Source organism: Nocardia rhamnosiphila NBRC 108938 (assembly GCF_000720425.1).
GTDB classification, from domain to species: domain Bacteria; phylum Actinomycetota; class Actinomycetes; order Mycobacteriales; family Mycobacteriaceae; genus Nocardia; species Nocardia rhamnosiphila.
This window is the reverse complement of record NZ_JOAJ01000007.1, coordinates 405,645-422,613: the sequence shown is the minus strand read 5'-3', so window position 1 is coordinate 422,613 and position 16,969 is coordinate 405,645. Positions and strand designations below refer to the sequence as shown.

Below are 16,969 nucleotides of genomic sequence, written 5' to 3'. Positions count from 1 at the left end.
GCTTTTCGTCTACGCCTGCGTACCGGTGGGTCCCGGTCCCGCAGGCGGGAATTGGAGCAGACATGCTGGCCAACGGCGATGTTTTCGCCGGCTATGTCATCGACCGGCAACTCGGCCGGGGTGGGATGGGCTCGGTCTACCTCGCGAAACATCCGCGGCTGCCGCGGATGACAGCGCTCAAGCTGCTGAACCGCGAGATGTTCTTCGACAAGGAGGTGCGCGCCAGGTTCGAACGGGAGGCCGATCTGGTCGCCCGCCTGGACCACCCCAATATCGTCACGGTCTACGACCGCGGTCTCGAAGACGAACAGCTGTGGATCTCGATGCAGTACATCGACGGTATCGACGCCGCCTCGGTGGATCCGCAGAAGTTGCCGCCCGAACGTGCTGTCCAGATCATCGCCGAAACCGCATCCGCGCTCGACTACGCGCACGGTATGGGGGTGATGCACCGGGATGTGAAACCGGCCAATATCCTGCTGGCGCGCTCGACCGGCGGCCGTGGCGAACGGGTCTACCTGACCGATTTCGGTATCGCGCGCCTGCGCGACGACACCGGACACCTCACCCAGACCGGTACGTTCACGGCCACGCTGGCCTACGCCTCACCCGAACAGCTCACCGGCGCCGACCTCGATCACCGCTCGGACCAGTATTCGCTGGCCTGTTCGCTGTACTGGTTGCTCACCGGCAGCGGACCGTTCACCTCCACGAACCCGGCGGGGGTCATCCAGGGGCATCTGCAGTCGCCGCCGCCGTCGCTGAGCGCGGCCCGGCCGGAACTGCCGCCGTCGCTGGACGCGGTCCTGGCCAAGGCGATGGCGAAGCGTCCCGACGACCGGTTCACCTCGTGCACCGAATTCGCCGAAGCAGCCAAACAGGCCCTCACCTCGCCGAGTTCCCCGGCGATCCCGCTGGCCGTACCGCCGCCCACCATGGTGAACCCGTCCTATCAGTCCGGGCCGTACAACAGCGGGGCGAATCAGTACCCGAGCACCGCGGCGCCCCAGCCCTACGCCGGGGGAGTACCGGCGCAGCCCTATGCGAGCAATGTGCAGGGCCAGTCCTATGCCAGCGGTGTCCAGGGCCAGCCCTATGGCGGCGGGGCGCCGGGCCAGCAGTACGCGAGCGGATTCCAGCAGGGCCCCGGCGACGGGCACCAGCAGCCCTACGGTGGCACTCTCGGGTACACCACGCCCGTCGGCCAGCCGTACGGCGGCGGAACACCGGGTGGATACACCCAGCCCACGAGCTATCCGCAGCCGATGGCCCAGGTCCAGCAGGCGCCGCGCCCGCCCAAGTCGAACACCGGGCTCATCGTCGCCATCTGTGTCGGGCTCGTGGTGTTGATCGGTGTCGTCATCGGCGTGGTGGCCCTCGCCGGGAGCGACGGAGGCGGCGGAACCGACCCCACGGCCGCCGGCACCAGCACCCAGACCACCGTGGCCCCGGTACCCGCGACCGCGGACTCCATCAGCAAGGAATTCCCGCGGCTGGTGCCCGGGTCGACGTCCGAAGAGGTCGGGTACCACGACGCGAAATGCTGGGAGACCGACAGCAGCTACACACCCAGCCCCGACGACGGCGAACCCGACTTCGGTAAATGGGCCTGGCAGTGGCGCTGCTACGGCGGTAACAACAACGACGACCCGTTCTACCGGATCTACGCCTACGCCTCCGCGGCCGAGGTGGAATCGGTGGTCAAGGGACTGCCCGCGACCTCGGAGAAATCCACCGACGCCAATGGCGGCCAGAGCTACACCAACTACACATGGGACAGCGACGGCCCGAAGATGGTCACGGTGTTCACCAACCATCCCGAACGAGCCCAATACCTGATGTACACCGACGGCATCGTCGGCACCATCGACGAGATGTTGACCTGGTGGAAGTCGGCACCGCTGAACTGAGTGACGTAGCGATAACGGCGGGTCCCACGGCCGGTGGGGCCCGCCGTTTCGTCTTCCACCGGTGGGTGTCATCCCACCCGCGTATCCGGCGACCCCTCAGGGGTACGAGCGGTCAGGGCGATCCCGGATGGCGCGGCTCGCGGCGGCCCGACACACTGGACCCATGACTGCTCACGCTGTCGACGTGGACCCGGCCGAGCCGGGCACCCCGTCCACCGTCGCCGCCGGCGCCATCGAACTGACCAAGGTCTACGGGTCCGGGGATACGCGGGTCACCGCGCTGGACGCGGTAACGGTCGATTTCGCGCGGGGCGAGTTCACCGCGATCATGGGGCCGTCCGGCTCCGGGAAGTCGACCCTCATGCACTGTCTGGCGGGGTTGGACGAGGCCAGTTCGGGCCGGGTGCGGATCGGTGACACCGAGCTCACCGACCTGTCCGACAAACAGATGACCGCCCTGCGGCGGGACCGCGTCGGCTTCGTGTTCCAGGCGTTCAACCTGGTCCCGACGCTGACCGCGCTGGAGAACATCACCCTGCCGCTCGATATCGCCGGCCGGGCCCCGGACTCGGACTGGATCGACACGGTGCTGAAGCGGCTCGGCCTGGAAGACCGGCTGGGCCACCGGCCCAGCGAACTGTCCGGCGGCCAGCAGCAGCGGGTTGCCTGTGCGCGGGCGCTGGCGGGTAAACCGCAAATCATCTTCGGCGACGAACCGACCGGCAACCTGGATTCCCACTCCTCCGGCGAAGTGCTGGCGATCCTGCGGGCGGCGGTGGACGAATTCGGTCAGACGGTCGTCATCGTCACCCACGAACCCACCGCCGCGGCCTACGCGGACCGCGTGATCTTCCTGGCCGACGGCCGGATCGTGGACGAGATGCGGGATCCGACCGCCGACTCGGTGCTGGACCGGATGAAAGCCCTGGAGGTCCGGTGACGCACCCCGGAATGTGCGCGCGGCCCCGACCGGCGCAGGCGGTCCGGTAGTGGCCGCCAATCCCATGCGCAGGGTGGCGTTGCGCAATCTCGCCGCGCACAAGGTGCGGCTCGTCCTGACGCTGCTGTCGGTGGTCCTCGGGACCGCGTTCATCGCGGGGTCGTTCGTTTTCACCGATACGCTGCAGCGCACCTTCGACGGGATCTTCGCCAACGAGGCCAAGGGCGTCGATGTGCGGGTGAGCCCGGAGGAGCGGCAGTCCGCGGGTATTCCCCAGGACGTGGTCGACCGGATCGCCGGCATGGACGGGGTCCGCACCGTGGCCCCCGGTATCGAGGGGTCGGTGGTGCTGCTCGATCCGTCGGGGAAGAAAGCGGTGCAGACCGGCGGCGCGCCCAGCTCGGGACAGGCCTACATCCCGCCGCAGCGGGCGGTCGCCGAGCCCGATCCGTTCGTCGCCGGCGTACCCCCTGCCGAACCCGGCCAGATAGCCCTCAACACCGGTGCCGCCGAACGGGCCGGCCTGAAGGTCGGGGACCGCACCAAGGTGCTCGTCCCCTCCCACGGCGGACCGATCGATGTCACGCTCACCGGCATCTACGCGCCGCCGTCGGATACCGGCGGTTTCATCGGGCTGCAGTTCACCGAGGCGCAGGCCCGGGAACTGTTCACCGACGGCACCCATGTCGCCTACGTCGATATCGCGGCCGAGGGCATACCCGGGGACACCCTGCGTGACCGGCTGTCCATGCTGTACCCGGACTACAAGGTGCAGAACGGCGACCAGGTGCGCGCCGATATGCGGGCCCAGCTCTCCGAGGCGCTGAACTTCCTGAACTACTTCCTGCTGGCCTTCGGCGCCATCGCGCTGATCGTCGGCACCTTCATCATCTACAACACCTTCTCGATGCTGGTGGCGCAGCGGTTGCGCGAACTCGCGCTGCTGCGGGCCGTCGGCGCGAGCCGCGGTCAGGTGGGCCGGTCGGTGGTCGGGGAGGCACTGGTCGTCGGCGTGCTCGGCAGCCTGCTCGGCCTGCTGGCCGGTATCGGGCTCGCCTACGGGCTCGCCGGGCTGCTGAACGCGTTCGATCTCGGCTTGCCGACAGGCCGGATGGCCGTCCTGCCCCGGACCGTGGCGGTCGCCTTCGCGGTCGGCCTGCTGGTGACGGTGGTGAGTGCGTACGCGCCGGCCCGCCGTGCCTCCCGAATCCCGCCGGTGCAGGCCATGCGCGAGGAGTTCGCCTCGGCCGGTGACACGTTGCGGGCGCGCACGGTGACCGGCGTGGTACTGGCGGTCGCCGGCATTCTGCTGGTGGTGCTGGGTGCCCGTAACACCGGCGGCGGGGCGGCCGCCGTGGTGGGCGTCGGGGCGCTGAGCCTGATCCTGGCGGTGCTGTTCGCCTCGCCCGCGCTGTCACGCCCGGTGCTGGCCGGACTGGGCGTGCTCACCCGGCCGTTCGGATCGATCGGGCGGATGGCGCGCAACAATGCGACCCGCAATCCCCGCCGTACGGCTGCCACCGCCTTCGCGCTGACCCTGGGACTCATGCTGGTCACCGCCATCGGCATGCTCGGTGAATCGGCGAAGGTCAGCATCTCCCGGGTGGTGGACCAGGGGATCGAAGCCGACTACGTCCTCACCGGGCCGCAGATGATGGGTGTGCCGACCGGCGCCGCCGACGCGGTGCGGGCGAAGGTGCCCGAGGCGGCGCAGACCGTGGGCCTGCGCGGACTGGCGCTGAAGATCGGTGACGACGACGAATTCGGCACCTCGCCCGACGGCCCCTTGGACCAGGTCGTGAACCTCGACATGCTGAGCGGTGCGGCGACTCTCGGCGACTCCGAAATCCTGCTCGGCCAGGACGAGGCGACCGAGCACGGGGTGACCACCGGTGACCGGCTACCGGTGAAAACCCTCGACGGTACGGAGATCCCGTTGACGGTGGCCGGGGTCTACGCGGATTCGCGGGTCCTGGGGCCGCTGATGGTGCCGTCGACGGTCTACGAGCGGGCGGTTCCGATATCCCTGCGGGCCGATGTCGCGGTACTGGTCAAGGCCCGCTCGGGGGCCGACCTCGCGTCCATGCGCACCGATCTGGAGCGTGCCACGGAGGAATTCGTGATCGTGCAGGTGATGGACCGTGAGGAGTTCAAGGGCGAGAACGCCAAGCAGATCAACAATCTGCTGGCCATCCTCTACGGGCTGCTCGCACTGGCAGTGGTGATCGCGGTACTGGGCATCGTGAACACGTTGGCGCTTTCGGTGGTGGAGCGCCGCCGGGAGATCGGTATGCTGCGCGCGGTGGGCACCCAGCGGGCGCAGGTACGCCGCACGATCTACCTGGAATCCATGTTGATCGCGGTGTTCGGTGCCCTCGTCGGGGCGGTCCTGGGCCTGGGCCTGGGCGTCGGATTCCTGCGCACCCTGCGGGATCTCGGCCTGGACCGGATCGCGGTGCCGTGGGATCAGCTGGTGTACATGCTGGTCGGTTCCGCGATCGTAGGAGTGCTGGCCGCGCTCTGGCCGGCGATCCGTGCCGCCCGCACCCCACCGCTGGCCGCGATCGCCGACCTGTGAGTCCGGTTCCGTGATCCGGCCCGCTCGGGCCGGATCACGGAGTGCGCGCCGGTTTCAGCGGTGCTCGGTTCCCCAGCGCATGAGATCCCCCCGGTTCAGCGCCTGGGCCAGCAGATCCGGGAACCGGTCGGGGGTGCAGGCGAAGGCCGGCACGCCGAGTGCCGCCAGCGCCGCGGCGTTCTCGCGATCGTAAGAGGGCGCCCCGTCATCGGAGAGCGCCAGCAGTACCACCACCTGCACACCCGATTCCTTCATGGCGTGCACGCGGCGCAGCATCTCCTCCCGGACCCCGCCCTCGTAGAGGTCGGAGATCAGGAAGAACAGGCTGTCGGTGGGGCGGGTGACGAGCGACTGGCAGTAGGCGATGGCCCGGTTGATGTAGGTCCCGCCGCCGAGCTGGGTGCCGAACAGCACATCGACCGGGTCGGACAGCTTTTCGGTGAGGTCCACGACCTCGGTGTCGAAAACCACCAGTGAGGTGCGCAGCGACCGCATCGAGGCCAGGACCGCGCCGAACACCGAGGAGTACACCACGCTGGAGGCCATGGAACCGGATTGGTCGATCGCCAGGATCACATCACGGTGCACCGCCTGGGCCCGCCGGCCGTAACCCACCAGCCGTTCGGCGATGATGGTGCGTTGCTCGGGCAGGTAATTGGCAAGGTTCTTGCGGATGGTGCGGTCGAAATCGATATCGCGCGGTTTGGGCCGGGAGGTGCGGGTGGACCGGTTGAGCGCCCCGCTCACCGCGGCCACGGTACGGGTCGCTATCCGTTCCTCGATCTGCTTGACCACCTTCGACACCACCATCCGGGCGGTGGCCTTGGTGGTTTCCGGGATGACCCGGTTCAGGCTCAGCAGCGTGCCGACCAGGTGCACATCGGGTTCGACCGCCTCCATGAGCTCCGGCTCCAGCAGCAGCTGGGTGAGGTTCAGCCGCTCCACCGCGTCCCGCTGCACCACCTCGACCACCGTCGACGGGAAGTAGGTGCGGATATCACCGAGCCACCGCGCGACCCGCGGCGCCGACCCGCCCAGGCCGCCGGCCCGATCACCACGGGAGCCGCCACTGTTGTCGTAGACCGCGCCGAGGGCTTTGTCGATGGCCTTGTCGTCGGCGGTGCCGAGGCCGCCGAGCGCCGGCTCGGCGGCCGCGCCGAGGACGAGGCGCCAGCGGCGCAGCCGGGCCTCATCGGTGAGACCGTGCGGTGTGGTGGTGTTCAAGCGGGGACTCCCAGGATGTCGGCGACGGTGCGCAGGGCGAGCAGGCCGCGGGCCGGATCGGTTTCGGCGGCCCCGGGAGCGGTCGCGGCCGGGCGGCCGTCGCGCACGGCTTCGCCGATGGCGCGGCGCTCCCCGGATTCGAAGGCGCCGAAGGTCCGGCGCAGCAGCGGTACGACCTCGACGAACTGCTCCTCGGACAGACCGGCGAGCCAGCCGTCGATGAGCCGCAGCAGAGCACGATCGTGGACCAGCACCAGGCCGCGGCCGCCGACGAAACCATCGACCCAGGCGGCCTTCGCGGGGGCGGGGTGGCCGACCGACAGCGCCGCCGCCAGCCGCCGGGCCGCCTCCTCGGTATCGATCCGGTCGGCGTCGCTGAGCAGGCGCACCGTCCGGCCGACCAGCAGGCCGTGCACATCGGGCCGGTCGGCCAGCCGGGCCAGGACCGACAGCCACTGTTCGGTGGATTCGGCGTGGTCCCGGGTGTGGATCGCGGTGGTGGCGATATCGAGCTGATCGCGCAGCGCCGCGGCGGTGTCGTCGCCGAGTCCGGTGACCGCGGCGGGCAGGCCGGCGCAGATACGGACCAGCATGCTGTCGGCGACATGGGTCAGCGCCGAGGTGTCGGTGCCGCGGACGTCCCCGTACCGCAGCGTGCGCAGCAGACCGGGCAGTGCGGCCAGCAGATGGGTCATATCGTGGTCCACCGCGGCCGCCGAACCGAGCCGGGTGATCAGCCCGTCGAGTGCGCCCGGGAGTTCGGCGAGCAACGCGAATTCCAGCGCTTCGGTGAGTTCGGTGACCCCGCTGCCGGACCGCGCGGCCGTATCGAGGATCTTCGCCTCGGCCGCCGCCTGCACCGTGGTACCCCACCGGGAGGCCTCGATCACCCGGACCGCGAACTCCGGTTCCCAGCGCAGTTCCCAGGTCTCCCGGAACGTGCCTTTCGACTGCACGGTACCGGCGCCGGGCGTGCCCCAGTGCACGCCGAGCAACCCGAGCCGGTGCAGCAGTCTCGATCTGCCGATATCGCGTTCTTTTCGCAGGTCCAGATCCAGTGTGCGGACCAGCGCTTCCTGTTTCAGGCGCAGGCCACGGGCCGTGGCGCGCAGGTCGGCTTCCAGCGGTACGGTCGGCGCCTCGGGCGGTACCGCGCCGAGTGCTTCGCCCACCACCAGTTCGGTCCCGACCAGGCGCAGCGCCGTATCGTCGCCCTCGCACAGCACCGCGCGGGTCGCCTCGGTGACCTCGGAGAGCCCGGCCAGCGGCCGTGCCCGCAGGGCCGCGAGCGTTTCCGCGAGCCGCACGGCCTCGATGATGTGAGCACTCGAAACCGGCAGGTCGTGGCCGCGCAGTACGCCCGCCACCTTGGTGAGCCAGGACGCGATCGGGCGCTCGGTCTCGGTGAACAGATGGTGATACCACCCGGGTGAGGTGATTCCCGCGCCGTAACCGGACGCGGCGGCGAGCCGCGAATGCGTCCACGGCACCCAGGTCAGGGTGGCTTTGACCTTGGGCAAGCCTTTCAACAGGCGGAGATCCGCGGCGGCGGGTCCGAGCGGTTCCTGGAGCGCGGGGGCGTGCCAGGCGCCGCAGACCACGGCGATCCGGCGGGCGCCGTCCTTGCGTGCCTTGCGCAATACCTGCCGCATATGGGCTTCGCGGATCAGGGTGTGCCGGTCGAGGATCAGCGGCTCGGGCTGTGGTGGTTCCGGCTCGCCGACCTCATCGGGCGCCGGGAACTCGCCGGAAAGTTCGGAGGCCGCCGGGGCACCGGGGTGGCCATCGCCGACTTCATCGGCGGAAGCGGCCCGCAACTCGCCGGCCGGCGGAGCCTCCGAAACCTCGTCGCCGGGACCGGATTCGGGTACACCGGTCGGGCCGTCGCCTGGTCCGGTCTCCGGTTCGATGATCGCGGTCTCGCGGAGCGCGGCCATGGCCTCGGTGATGGCCTCGAACGTTCCGATATCCGAGGTCGATTCGACCACCGCGTCCCACCAGCGTTCGGCATCGTCGTAGCCGCCCGCGGCCGCCAGTTCGGCCAGCGCGTCGCGGCCACCGGTGCGGTCGTCGACGGCCAGGACCTGGGCGGCGGGTAGATCGCAGAATCGGACGGGTACCTCGTTGTCGACCGCGTAGCGCAGCGCCTGCCATTCCGGAGAGAACACCGCGTACGGCCAGAACGCGGCCCGGGCCGGTTCGTCGGAGACATAACCGAGCAGGGCGACCGGCGGTGCCATCGACGCGGCGGCGGTATGGACCACGAGGGGGTCGGCGTCCGCCGGGCCCTCGATCAGGATGGTGTCGGGCCGGAACTGTTCCAGCGCCAGGCGTAACGACCGCGCCGAACCGGGGCCGTGATGCCGTATCCCGAAAACCCGGGTCTCGCCGGGTTCGGCCGCCTGCGCGGGGCTCATCCGTTGATCTCCCGGCAGGCGCGGTAGAAATCGGCCCATTCGCGGCGTTCGCGCACCACGGCCTCGAGGTATTCGGTCCACACCACCGAATCGGCCACCGGATCCTTGACGACCGAACCGATGACCGCGCCCGCGATATCGGCGGCCCGCAGCACACCGTCACCGAAATGCGCCGACAGCGCCATACCGTTGGTGATCACCGAGATGGCCTCGGCCGTGGAGAGCGTGCCCGACGGAGACTTCAGCTTGGTCCGGCCGTCGGCGGTGAGGCCCGCGCGCAGCTCCCGGAAGATACGCACCACCCGGCGCACCTCCTCGGCGGCGGCCGGGACCTCGGGCAGTTCCAGCGCCGAACCCAGCTGCTCGACCCGGCGGGTCACGATATCGATCTCGTCGGCTTCGCTGCCCGGCAGCGGGAGGACGACGGTGTTGAACCGGCGGCGCAGTGCGGAGGACAGTTCGTTCACGCCGCGGTCGCGGTCGTTGGCGGTCGCGATGATGTTGAAACCTTTGGCAGCCTGCACTTCCATCCCGAGCTCGGGAACCGGCAGGGTCTTCTCCGACAGGATGGTGATCAGCGCGTCCTGGACATCCGACGGGATCCGGGTGAGTTCCTCGAGCCGGGCGATGGCGCCGGTGCGCATCGCGTTCAGAATCGGCGAGGGCACCAGCGCGGCATCGCTGGGACCCTCGGCGAGCAGCCGGGCGTAGTTCCAGCCGTAGCGGATGGCTTCCTCGGCGGTCCCCGAGGTGCCCTGGACCAGCAGAGTGGACGACCCGCTGATGGCGGCCGCGAGATGTTCGGAGACCCAGGTCTTCGCGGTGCCGGGGACGCCGAGCAGCAGCAGGGCGCGATCGGTGGCGAGGGTCGCGACGGCGACCTCCATCAGCCGGCGCGGTCCCACGTATTTGGGGCTGATCACGGTGCCGTCGGACAGGGCGCCGCCCAGCAGATAGGTGACCACCGCCCACGGTGACATGGTCCATGACGGCGGGCGTGGGCGATCGTCCACGGCGATCAGGGCACGCAGTTCGTCGGCGAAGGCCTGTTCGGCGTGCGGGCGCAGCAGCGCCGGGGCGGGTTCGGTGACGGCGGTGGTCATATGAGCTCCTCGAGCATTGCGGATCGTTGGTGGAGGTCGTGGGCGAGCAGTCCGAGGGCCGCGGCCCAGTCGTCGGCTTCGCAGCGGCCCGCCAGCGCGGTGACCTCGCCCGCGCATTCGGGCGGTAGATGGAGGGTGGCGGTGTGCAACAGCGAACGGTGTGCGCTGGGGTAGGTGCCCGGCGCGCCCCGCCGGGCCGCGGCGGTCCGGGCCCGCTCCTCGAACAGATGCAGGAGATGCCGGGCCAGTTCCGGTGGCCAGGGATGGGCCACCGCGGGCAGCAGGGATTCCAGTTCGGACAGCCAGGAGGTACCGAGCCGCAGCAGATGACGCAGCTGGTCGCCGGGCGGGAGCAGCGCGAACAGTTCACGCCGGCGCAGGATCGCCAGATTCGACGGCATCCCGGCGGTGAACAGCGCCTCTCCCCAGCGGGTATCGCGCTGGGCGAGGGCGGCATCCATCCAGCCGTCGAACAGCGGCTGCCGGAAACGGTCGTCCACGTGCGTCACGACCGCGCGTACCGGCGAACCCAGGGGACCGGTCCAGTAGCTCAGCGGTAGCGCGGCCACCAGTTTCCGCAGCCGGGTCGCCGCGAGATCGGGCTGCCCGTTCCAGCGGTAACCGAATTCCGTGGTGCCGTCGGTGAAACCGTCGCGGGTCGCCGATTCGTCCAGTGTCTCCGGAATGCCGACGAACAGCTCGGATCCCCGGCCCGCACCGGCCTCGCCGCATTTGATCCAGTCGGCGGCGCGCGCGGCCATCCGCTCGGCGAACGCCGAGGCGGGGAGCCGGGCCAGCAACTCGGCGGCGGTACGGCGCACATCACCGCGGCGATCGCCCAGCGCCCGCTCGAGCAGTTCCTCGTCCGCGGCGCTCAGTCCATCGGCGAGTACTCCGAGCAGTTCGGCCTTCGGCGCGCCCGATTCGCGCGGCCACGCCTCGGTCAGGGCCGTGCGTGCGGCAGCCGGATCCCGGTGCCGCAGCGCGGTGAGCCAGGCGAGCCGTTCCGGCGGCCGGCCCAGGTGCCAGGTCTCCTCGGTGGGTTCGGGCTCGGCGGTATTCCGCCGCGCCAGGTCGTGCCAGCGCGGAATCCACTCGGCCAGCCAGCGGCCGCGGGCGCCGGCCAACCGCAGCGCCGCCTCGCGTGATTCGCCGTTGCCCGCCGCGAATTCGAGCAGCGGTCCCACCAGCCGGTGCGGGGCGCGGTACTCGTGCGGCGCGGCGGCGGCGAACCATTCGGGCAGGAATTCGGGCCGGGATTCGATCAGCAGGGCCAGCCGGTCGGCGGCCGCACGGGGAAGTTCCGGTCGGGGATCGGCGGCGGCCGGCACACCGGATACCTCGGCCCGGCGGGGCAGATAGCCGCCGCGCGCCCAGGCCATCTCCAGCGCGGTGGTCGCGAGCAGGCGCTGCGCGGCATCCCGCTCCGGAAGCGCCGCGACGGCCGCGGCGACCTGTGCACCGATTCCCGACGGTGTGCCCGCACCGCGCGCGGTACCCAGCAGGGCGATCGACGCCGCCTCCGGTGTGGCGGCGACGGCGGAGCCGGCAGCGTCCGCGGCGGGCCCGGCATCGTGGAAATCCCCGTCGGCCAGGACGGAGATCAGCTCCAGTCGCCGGCCTGTCCAGAGACCGAAGACGGTCACCGGCCGGCCGCCGGACAGCGCGAGCAGCCGCCACGGTTGTGCGGGCTCCGCCAGTGGCAGCGCGGTACCGTCGGATTCGCCGAGCAGCCAGTCCTCGCCCTGCCGGACAGGTGTCACCTCGCGCAGCAGTACGGGCCAGGACTCCAGCCACGGATCGGCGGCCGCCGCCGTCGCGAAATCCGTCAGCGCCGCGGCGACGGTCCCCGTTCCGGCGGTCTCCGCCGGCTCTGCGGCGGTGGCTGCCGCCTCGTCCCGGGCCGATCCGGTCATCGCGCGCAGCGGCGCCGCGACCGGATAGAAGTGCACCGCGTACTCGGCCGCGAGACCGATCGGCGGGGTGTTCGCGGGGAAGACAGGGGAGCCGAAAGAATGCTCCACCAGCAGTGCCCACCGGCCGGTACGCATACCGTGGAGCCAGGTCCGGCGGGTGTGCAGCCGGTCTTCTTCCTCGGTGCGCATGCCGACGGTCAGCCACCGATCGGTCACCGCGGGTTCGGCCTGCACCGTTTCCGCCGGAACCGGATAGCCGATATGGCCGCGGACGGCGGCCGCCAGCGGCGCGGGCAGCGTGTCCGATCGCGTATGGGCGGTGATGAGCAGGTGCAGCCACGCGAACCGGCCCAACAGCACTTCCGGCCAGTTCGCCCGGCGCACCACCGCGTCGGGCAGGCGGCGCACCGCGGCGGCCGGGCCGGGCGCCTGAGCGTCCACCAAGCGCGCGGCCACCGCCTCGAACGCCGCATGGGAGCGATCTGTCTGGGCCAGTCCGGTGCGGATCTGGTCGGTGAGCCAGGTATCTAATTCGGCCAGACCGGCTTTCACCCTTTCCTGCCGCTGCTGCGCGGTGGCCGGATCGCCGCCGCGCGGCTGCTTCGGCGGAGCGGCCGCCTTCGCGGCGCGCCGGCCGATCCACTCGGCGGCGAAATCGGCTGTTTCGCCGGACTCCGCGACCGTGCCCGCCGACCAGATCAGCAGTAGTGACAGGGCGTGCTTGCACGGGAATTTGCGGCTCGGGCAGGAGCAGCGGAAAGCGGGCCCGGCCAGATCGACGATCGTCTGGTACGGGGTTTGCCCGCTGCCCTTGCACAAGCCCCACAGTGTGGCCCCGGACCAGCCGGTGCCGGACCATTTCCCGGCCAGTTTGCGGGCGGCGGTGAGGGAACTCGTATCGGGCGCGAGCGCTGTCACCTGGTTCTCGCTCCACCGTGGTGTCATCCGGCGGACTCGTTTCGGTCGGTCATGATGCCCTGTCTCTCGGTCGAGAGATTTCTATCGCACCGCACCGACAGAATCTCTCCGCGGCATGGTCACCGATGGAAGAGCTTGGCGCCGAACCGGATTCGAGGCGCCTAGCAATATCGTAAATGTTGCGTGATCCGATCGAGTCTGGCATTCTGTCCTGTTCGGCCAGACCGAGCCACCCCTGAAGGGTGACACACCGACGAGCTGCCCGACGGGGTTGGCGAGGGGTGGCCATCGGCAGCCGGTCGGGTCGGCCGATGACCAGATCCCATCCCCGCGGGCACGTTCGAGCCGCCGGCCGTGCGTACTTCCCCGCGCCCGGTTCCGGCGTGGTGTATCGCAACCGTCCGGGACGGAGCCGAGAACCGGCTCTGTCCGGAACGGCCGCTATCGGGTAGCGTTTCGCACAGCTTTCGACCGTACGACCACACACGGGGGCTCGGCAGGCGTGTGGCCTCGAGGGGGTGGAGAACTTCCGTGAACTCTGTGCGTGAGGAATCCGGGGCGGCATCCGTCCGGCCCGCCGACGTGATAACGCGGCGCATCGATGCGGATCCGGATATTCCCGCCGCGGTGGCCGCGCTCGTGCGCGCGGCCCTCGATCCACCGCCCGGCTCCGCCGAATCGGCGGCGAGCGCAACGAGTTCCGGCCTCGACGGCGTCTTCCTGCACGCCATCCGGGTGCGCGGGTTCCGCGGTATCGGGCCGGAGACCACGCTCGAACTGCCCACCGGCCCGGGGCTGACGCTGGTGACCGGCCGCAACGGCAGCGGGAAATCGAGTTTCGCCGAAGCCGCGGAACTCGCGTTGACCGGCGGCAACCGGCGCTGGGACGGCCGTTCGACCGCGTGGCGCGAGGGCTGGCGCAACCTGCACCGGTCCGGCCCGGTCCGGGTGGAACTGGAACTGCGCACCGACGGTCCGGAGCCCGCGCTGACCGTCGCCCGGGAATGGGACGCCGAGGAACCGCTGCCGGGCGGCACCTGGACCCAGCGGCGCGGGGACGGGCCCGCGCAGGTTTTCGCCGGCGGTGACTGGGCGCTGCCCATGGAGTTGTACCGGCCGTTCCTGTCCTACAGCGAACTCGGCGCGCTGGTGGACGGGAAGCCCAGTGAACTGTTCGACGCGCTGCACCAGTTGCTCGGTCTGGACGAACTGATCGTCGCGCACGAGCGGATCCGGGTCCGCCGCCTGGACCTCGAACGCGCGGCCCGGACCGCGCGCCGGGACAGGCAGACCCTGCTGACCGAACTCGCCGAGGTCACCGATCATCGTGCGCGGCGCGCGATCGCGCTGTTGCGCGAGCCGGCCCCTGATATCGCCGCGCTCGAGACTTTGGTGGGCGATACCGCCGGCGGGCCGGAACCGGCCGCGTTGCGCGCGGTACTCGCCCTCGAGCTGCCGCCGGCCGAGCGGATAGCGGCGCTGGCGGCCCGGATCTCCACCGCGGCTGCCGCGGTCGCCGCGGCGACCTCACCCGAAATGACCGCGGACCTGCGTGTCCTCGACGTATTGCGGGCCGCGTATGCGCATGTCACCACGCGCGGGCAGTCCGGGACGCCCGCTGCCGATCCGGCGTTCTCCGCGGCCGGACCCCGGACGAGCCCGGATACCGACGGCCACAGCACGCCGTGCCCCGTCTGCGGTGGCGGCACGCTGGATCGGCAGTGGCTGCTCGATACCGCGGCCGCGATCGACGGACTGTCGGTGCGGACGGCGGATCTCGTCCGGGCCCGCGACGAGCTCACCCGGGCGCTGGCGGAACTGCGGGTGCTCACGGGCGAACTTCCGCCGGCCCTGGCCGCGGCGGATACGGCAGGCCTCGATACCGTGGCGCTGGGCCGGGCCTGGGGCCGCTGGGTCGGTCTACCCGAATCGGGGCAGCCGCACGACCTGCCCGACCGGTTACGTGCCGAGCACGAGTATCTGTCCGCGGAGCTGGATTTCGCCCAGCAGTGCGCCGGTAAGGAGCTGGACCGGCTCGACGAGGCCTGGGCGCCGTTCGCGCCGCGCCTGAGTGCCTGGCTCGAACTCACCCGCACGGTCACCGCGCAGGCCGCGGAACGACAGACCGCCCGCGCGGCCGAGGAGTGGTTGAAGGCGGCCACCGCACGGGTGCGTGACGAGCGGCTGGCCCCCCTGGCCGGGACCGCCCGGTGGGTGTGGCAGACCTTGCGCCAGCAGAGCAGCGTCGAACTCGGCGGCATCCATCTGCAGGGCAACGCGAACAGCGCGCGCCGGGTGCAGCTGGAGGTGACCGTGGACGATGTGGACGGCGCCGCGCTCGGGGTGATGAGCCAGGGTGAGTTGCATGCGCTCGGCCTGGCCCTGTTCCTGCCGCGCGCGACCGTCGCGGCGAGCCCCTTCCGGTTCGTGGTGATCGACGATCCGGTCCAGGCGATGGATCCCGCCAAAGTGGACGGGCTGGCCCGGGTACTGGCCACCGTCGCCTGGGAACGCCAGGTGGTGGTGTTCACCCACGACGACCGGCTCGCCGAGGCGGTGCGCCGGATGCAGATCGACGCCCGGATCGTCGAGGTACAGCGCCGGGAACGCTCGGTGGTGGAGGTCCGGCTGTCCAGCGACCCCGTCCACCGCTACCTCGACGACGCGCGCGCTCTGCTGCGCACTCCGCAGCTGCCCCGGACCATCGCCGACGAACTCGTCGCGACCTGCTGCCGTTCCGCGCTGGAGGCGGCGAGCCTGGCCCGGGCAAAGCGGGTGCTGCTGGCCGGCGGTATGGACCACCGGGAGGTGCAGCGGCGGATCGACCGGGCCCAATCGACCCGGGCAATGGTCACCCTCGCGGTGCTGGGTCCCGGGCACCGGATCGAGGATCTGAACAAACAGCTGGCCAAGGAGGGTCGCTGGGCGGTCGAGGTCGTGCGCGATGCCACCGCCGGTGCCCATGTACCGATCGACCGTGATCTCGCCGAGCTGATCGCCGATACCGAACGTTTCGCCGAGTGGCTGGCGGGGTGAGCGGAGGCCGGGACCGGGGCTCGGGGCGACGCGGAGGTGGCGGCCGCGGCCCGCGGACCGACAGCCGGCCGGTGCGGCCCCGCGCCGCCGAGGACCCCGCGCCACGGCCCGGTATCGGGGACAGGCTGGCGGTGGCGGATCGGCTGCTGGAGGGATCGGTACCCGCCGCCGGCGGGGTCTGGTCGCGCGCGACCGCGTGGATCCTGCGGATCGCGCTCGAACAGTCGGTGGACGATCTGTGGTCGCGGACCGAACCCGACCTCGCGCGCTGTCCGATGCGGGCCCAGCTCCTGGCGCTGCGGGTGGTGACCGATCCGCTCACCGCCGCCCGGATCGCCGCCCTGTGGACCGCGCTGTCGCATGCCACCCATCATCACGACTACGAGCTCGCGCCCGGTGTCACCGAGTTGCGCCGCTGGCGCGACGATACTGCCCGGATCGCCACCGAACTTGCCGCCGTACCCGGATGAGCGGGCGATCTCCGAGGCGGCCGGCGCCCGCCGGGCACAATCGAGACGTGGACCATACGAAGCCGTGCCCGTGCCGCCGCGGCGATATTTTCGGAGAATGCTGCGGGCCGCTGCTGGCCGGCCGCCCGGCGCCCACCGCCGAAGCGCTGATGCGGTCCCGGTTCACCGCGTTCGCGGTGGGCGATACCGACTACCTGCGGCGAACCTGGCACGCCGGTACGCGCCCCGCCGAACTCGATCTCGACCCCGCCCGGCGCTGGCTGTTCGTGGAGATCCTGCACACGGCCGGAGGCGGTCCGTTCGATGAATCCGGGACCGTCGAATTCTCCGCGCACTATCGGGACCCGGGCGGCCGGGGCCGGTTGCACGAGACAAGCCGGTTCCTGCGGGTCGACGGATGCTGGCAGTACGTGGACGGGGAGGTCGACCGATGGTGACCGCACCGGCCGGCCGCCCG

Annotated in this window: 10 protein-coding genes; 6 read left to right on the top strand and 4 right to left on the bottom strand. The window is 70.9% G+C overall.

What is annotated here, in order from left to right; genetic code table 11:
- Positions 1 to 62 precede the first annotated feature (62 nt).
- From IG75_RS0124115 to IG75_RS0124105, 3 genes are all read left to right on the top strand, one after another.
- Positions 63 to 1,910, top strand: coding sequence for a protein kinase domain-containing protein (locus IG75_RS0124115; protein WP_030523316.1), 1,848 nt, complete (start codon positions 63 to 65; stop codon positions 1,908 to 1,910).
- A 163-nt stretch (positions 1,911 to 2,073) separates the two neighbouring features.
- The gene (locus IG75_RS0124110) at positions 2,074 to 2,850 is read left to right on the top strand and encodes an ABC transporter ATP-binding protein (RefSeq protein WP_030523317.1); all 777 of its coding nucleotides are present in this window, start codon (positions 2,074 to 2,076) and stop codon (positions 2,848 to 2,850) included.
- Between the two features lie 64 nt (positions 2,851 to 2,914).
- Entirely contained in the window at positions 2,915 to 5,428 is a 2,514-nt protein-coding gene (locus tag IG75_RS0124105) for an ABC transporter permease (protein ID WP_030523318.1), read from the top strand.
- Positions 5,429 to 5,482: 54 nt separating this feature from the next.
- Here the strand turns inward: IG75_RS0124105 and IG75_RS0124100 are convergent, their stop codons facing one another.
- Genes IG75_RS0124100 through IG75_RS0124085 form a run of 4 tightly spaced genes read right to left on the bottom strand, consistent with a single transcriptional unit; the run spans position 5,483 to position 13,033 of the window.
- On the bottom strand, positions 5,483 to 6,652 hold the full coding sequence (locus tag IG75_RS0124100; protein WP_030523319.1) for a VWA domain-containing protein: 1,170 nt from the start codon (positions 6,650 to 6,652) through the stop codon (positions 5,483 to 5,485).
- Positions 6,649 to 9,069, bottom strand: coding sequence for a DUF5682 family protein (locus tag IG75_RS0124095; protein ID WP_030523320.1), 2,421 nt, complete (start codon positions 9,067 to 9,069; stop codon positions 6,649 to 6,651). Before IG75_RS0124095 ends, IG75_RS0124100 begins: the two co-directional genes overlap by 4 nt.
- On the bottom strand, positions 9,066 to 10,172 hold the full coding sequence (locus tag IG75_RS0124090; RefSeq protein WP_030523321.1) for an ATP-binding protein: 1,107 nt from the start codon (positions 10,170 to 10,172) through the stop codon (positions 9,066 to 9,068). The genes IG75_RS0124095 and IG75_RS0124090 overlap by 4 nt, the downstream gene beginning before the upstream one ends.
- Complete coding sequence (locus IG75_RS0124085; RefSeq protein ID WP_030523322.1) at positions 10,169 to 13,033, bottom strand: SWIM zinc finger family protein; 2,865 nt, start codon at positions 13,031 to 13,033, stop codon at positions 10,169 to 10,171. The genes IG75_RS0124090 and IG75_RS0124085 overlap by 4 nt, the downstream gene beginning before the upstream one ends.
- Positions 13,034 to 13,537: 504 nt before the next feature.
- On the opposite strand from IG75_RS0124085, the gene IG75_RS0124080 reads away from it, so the two are divergent.
- From IG75_RS0124080 to IG75_RS0124070, 3 genes are all read left to right on the top strand, one after another.
- Positions 13,538 to 16,042: an AAA family ATPase gene (locus IG75_RS0124080; protein WP_245713262.1), complete on the top strand. Its 2,505-nt coding sequence runs from the start codon at positions 13,538 to 13,540 to the stop codon at positions 16,040 to 16,042.
- 71 nt (positions 16,043 to 16,113) lie between these two features.
- Entirely contained in the window at positions 16,114 to 16,512 is a 399-nt protein-coding gene (locus IG75_RS0124075) for a hypothetical protein (RefSeq protein WP_051714864.1), read from the top strand.
- Positions 16,509 to 16,949: a YchJ family protein gene (locus tag IG75_RS0124070; protein ID WP_081877060.1), complete on the top strand. Its 441-nt coding sequence runs from the start codon at positions 16,509 to 16,511 to the stop codon at positions 16,947 to 16,949. The genes IG75_RS0124075 and IG75_RS0124070 overlap by 4 nt, the downstream gene beginning before the upstream one ends.
- Positions 16,950 to 16,969 lie beyond the last annotated feature (20 nt).

Excerpts from the sequence above, each read along its gene's own strand:
- IG75_RS0124115 (WP_030523316.1), top strand. The coding sequence starts at position 63 with ATGCTGGCCAACGGCGATGTTTTCGCCGGCTATGTCATCGACCGGCAA.
- IG75_RS0124110 (WP_030523317.1), top strand. The coding sequence starts at position 2,074 with ATGACTGCTCACGCTGTCGACGTGGACCCGGCCGAGCCGGGCACCCCG.
- IG75_RS0124105 (WP_030523318.1), top strand. The coding sequence starts at position 2,915 with ATGCGCAGGGTGGCGTTGCGCAATCTCGCCGCGCACAAGGTGCGGCTC.
- IG75_RS0124095 (WP_030523320.1), bottom strand. The coding sequence starts at position 9,069 with ATGAGCCCCGCGCAGGCGGCCGAACCCGGCGAGACCCGGGTTTTCGGG.
- IG75_RS0124090 (WP_030523321.1), bottom strand. The coding sequence starts at position 10,172 with ATGACCACCGCCGTCACCGAACCCGCCCCGGCGCTGCTGCGCCCGCAC.
- IG75_RS0124085 (WP_030523322.1), bottom strand. The coding sequence starts at position 13,033 with ATGACACCACGGTGGAGCGAGAACCAGGTGACAGCGCTCGCGCCCGAT.
- IG75_RS0124070 (WP_081877060.1), top strand. The coding sequence starts at position 16,509 with ATGAGCGGGCGATCTCCGAGGCGGCCGGCGCCCGCCGGGCACAATCGA.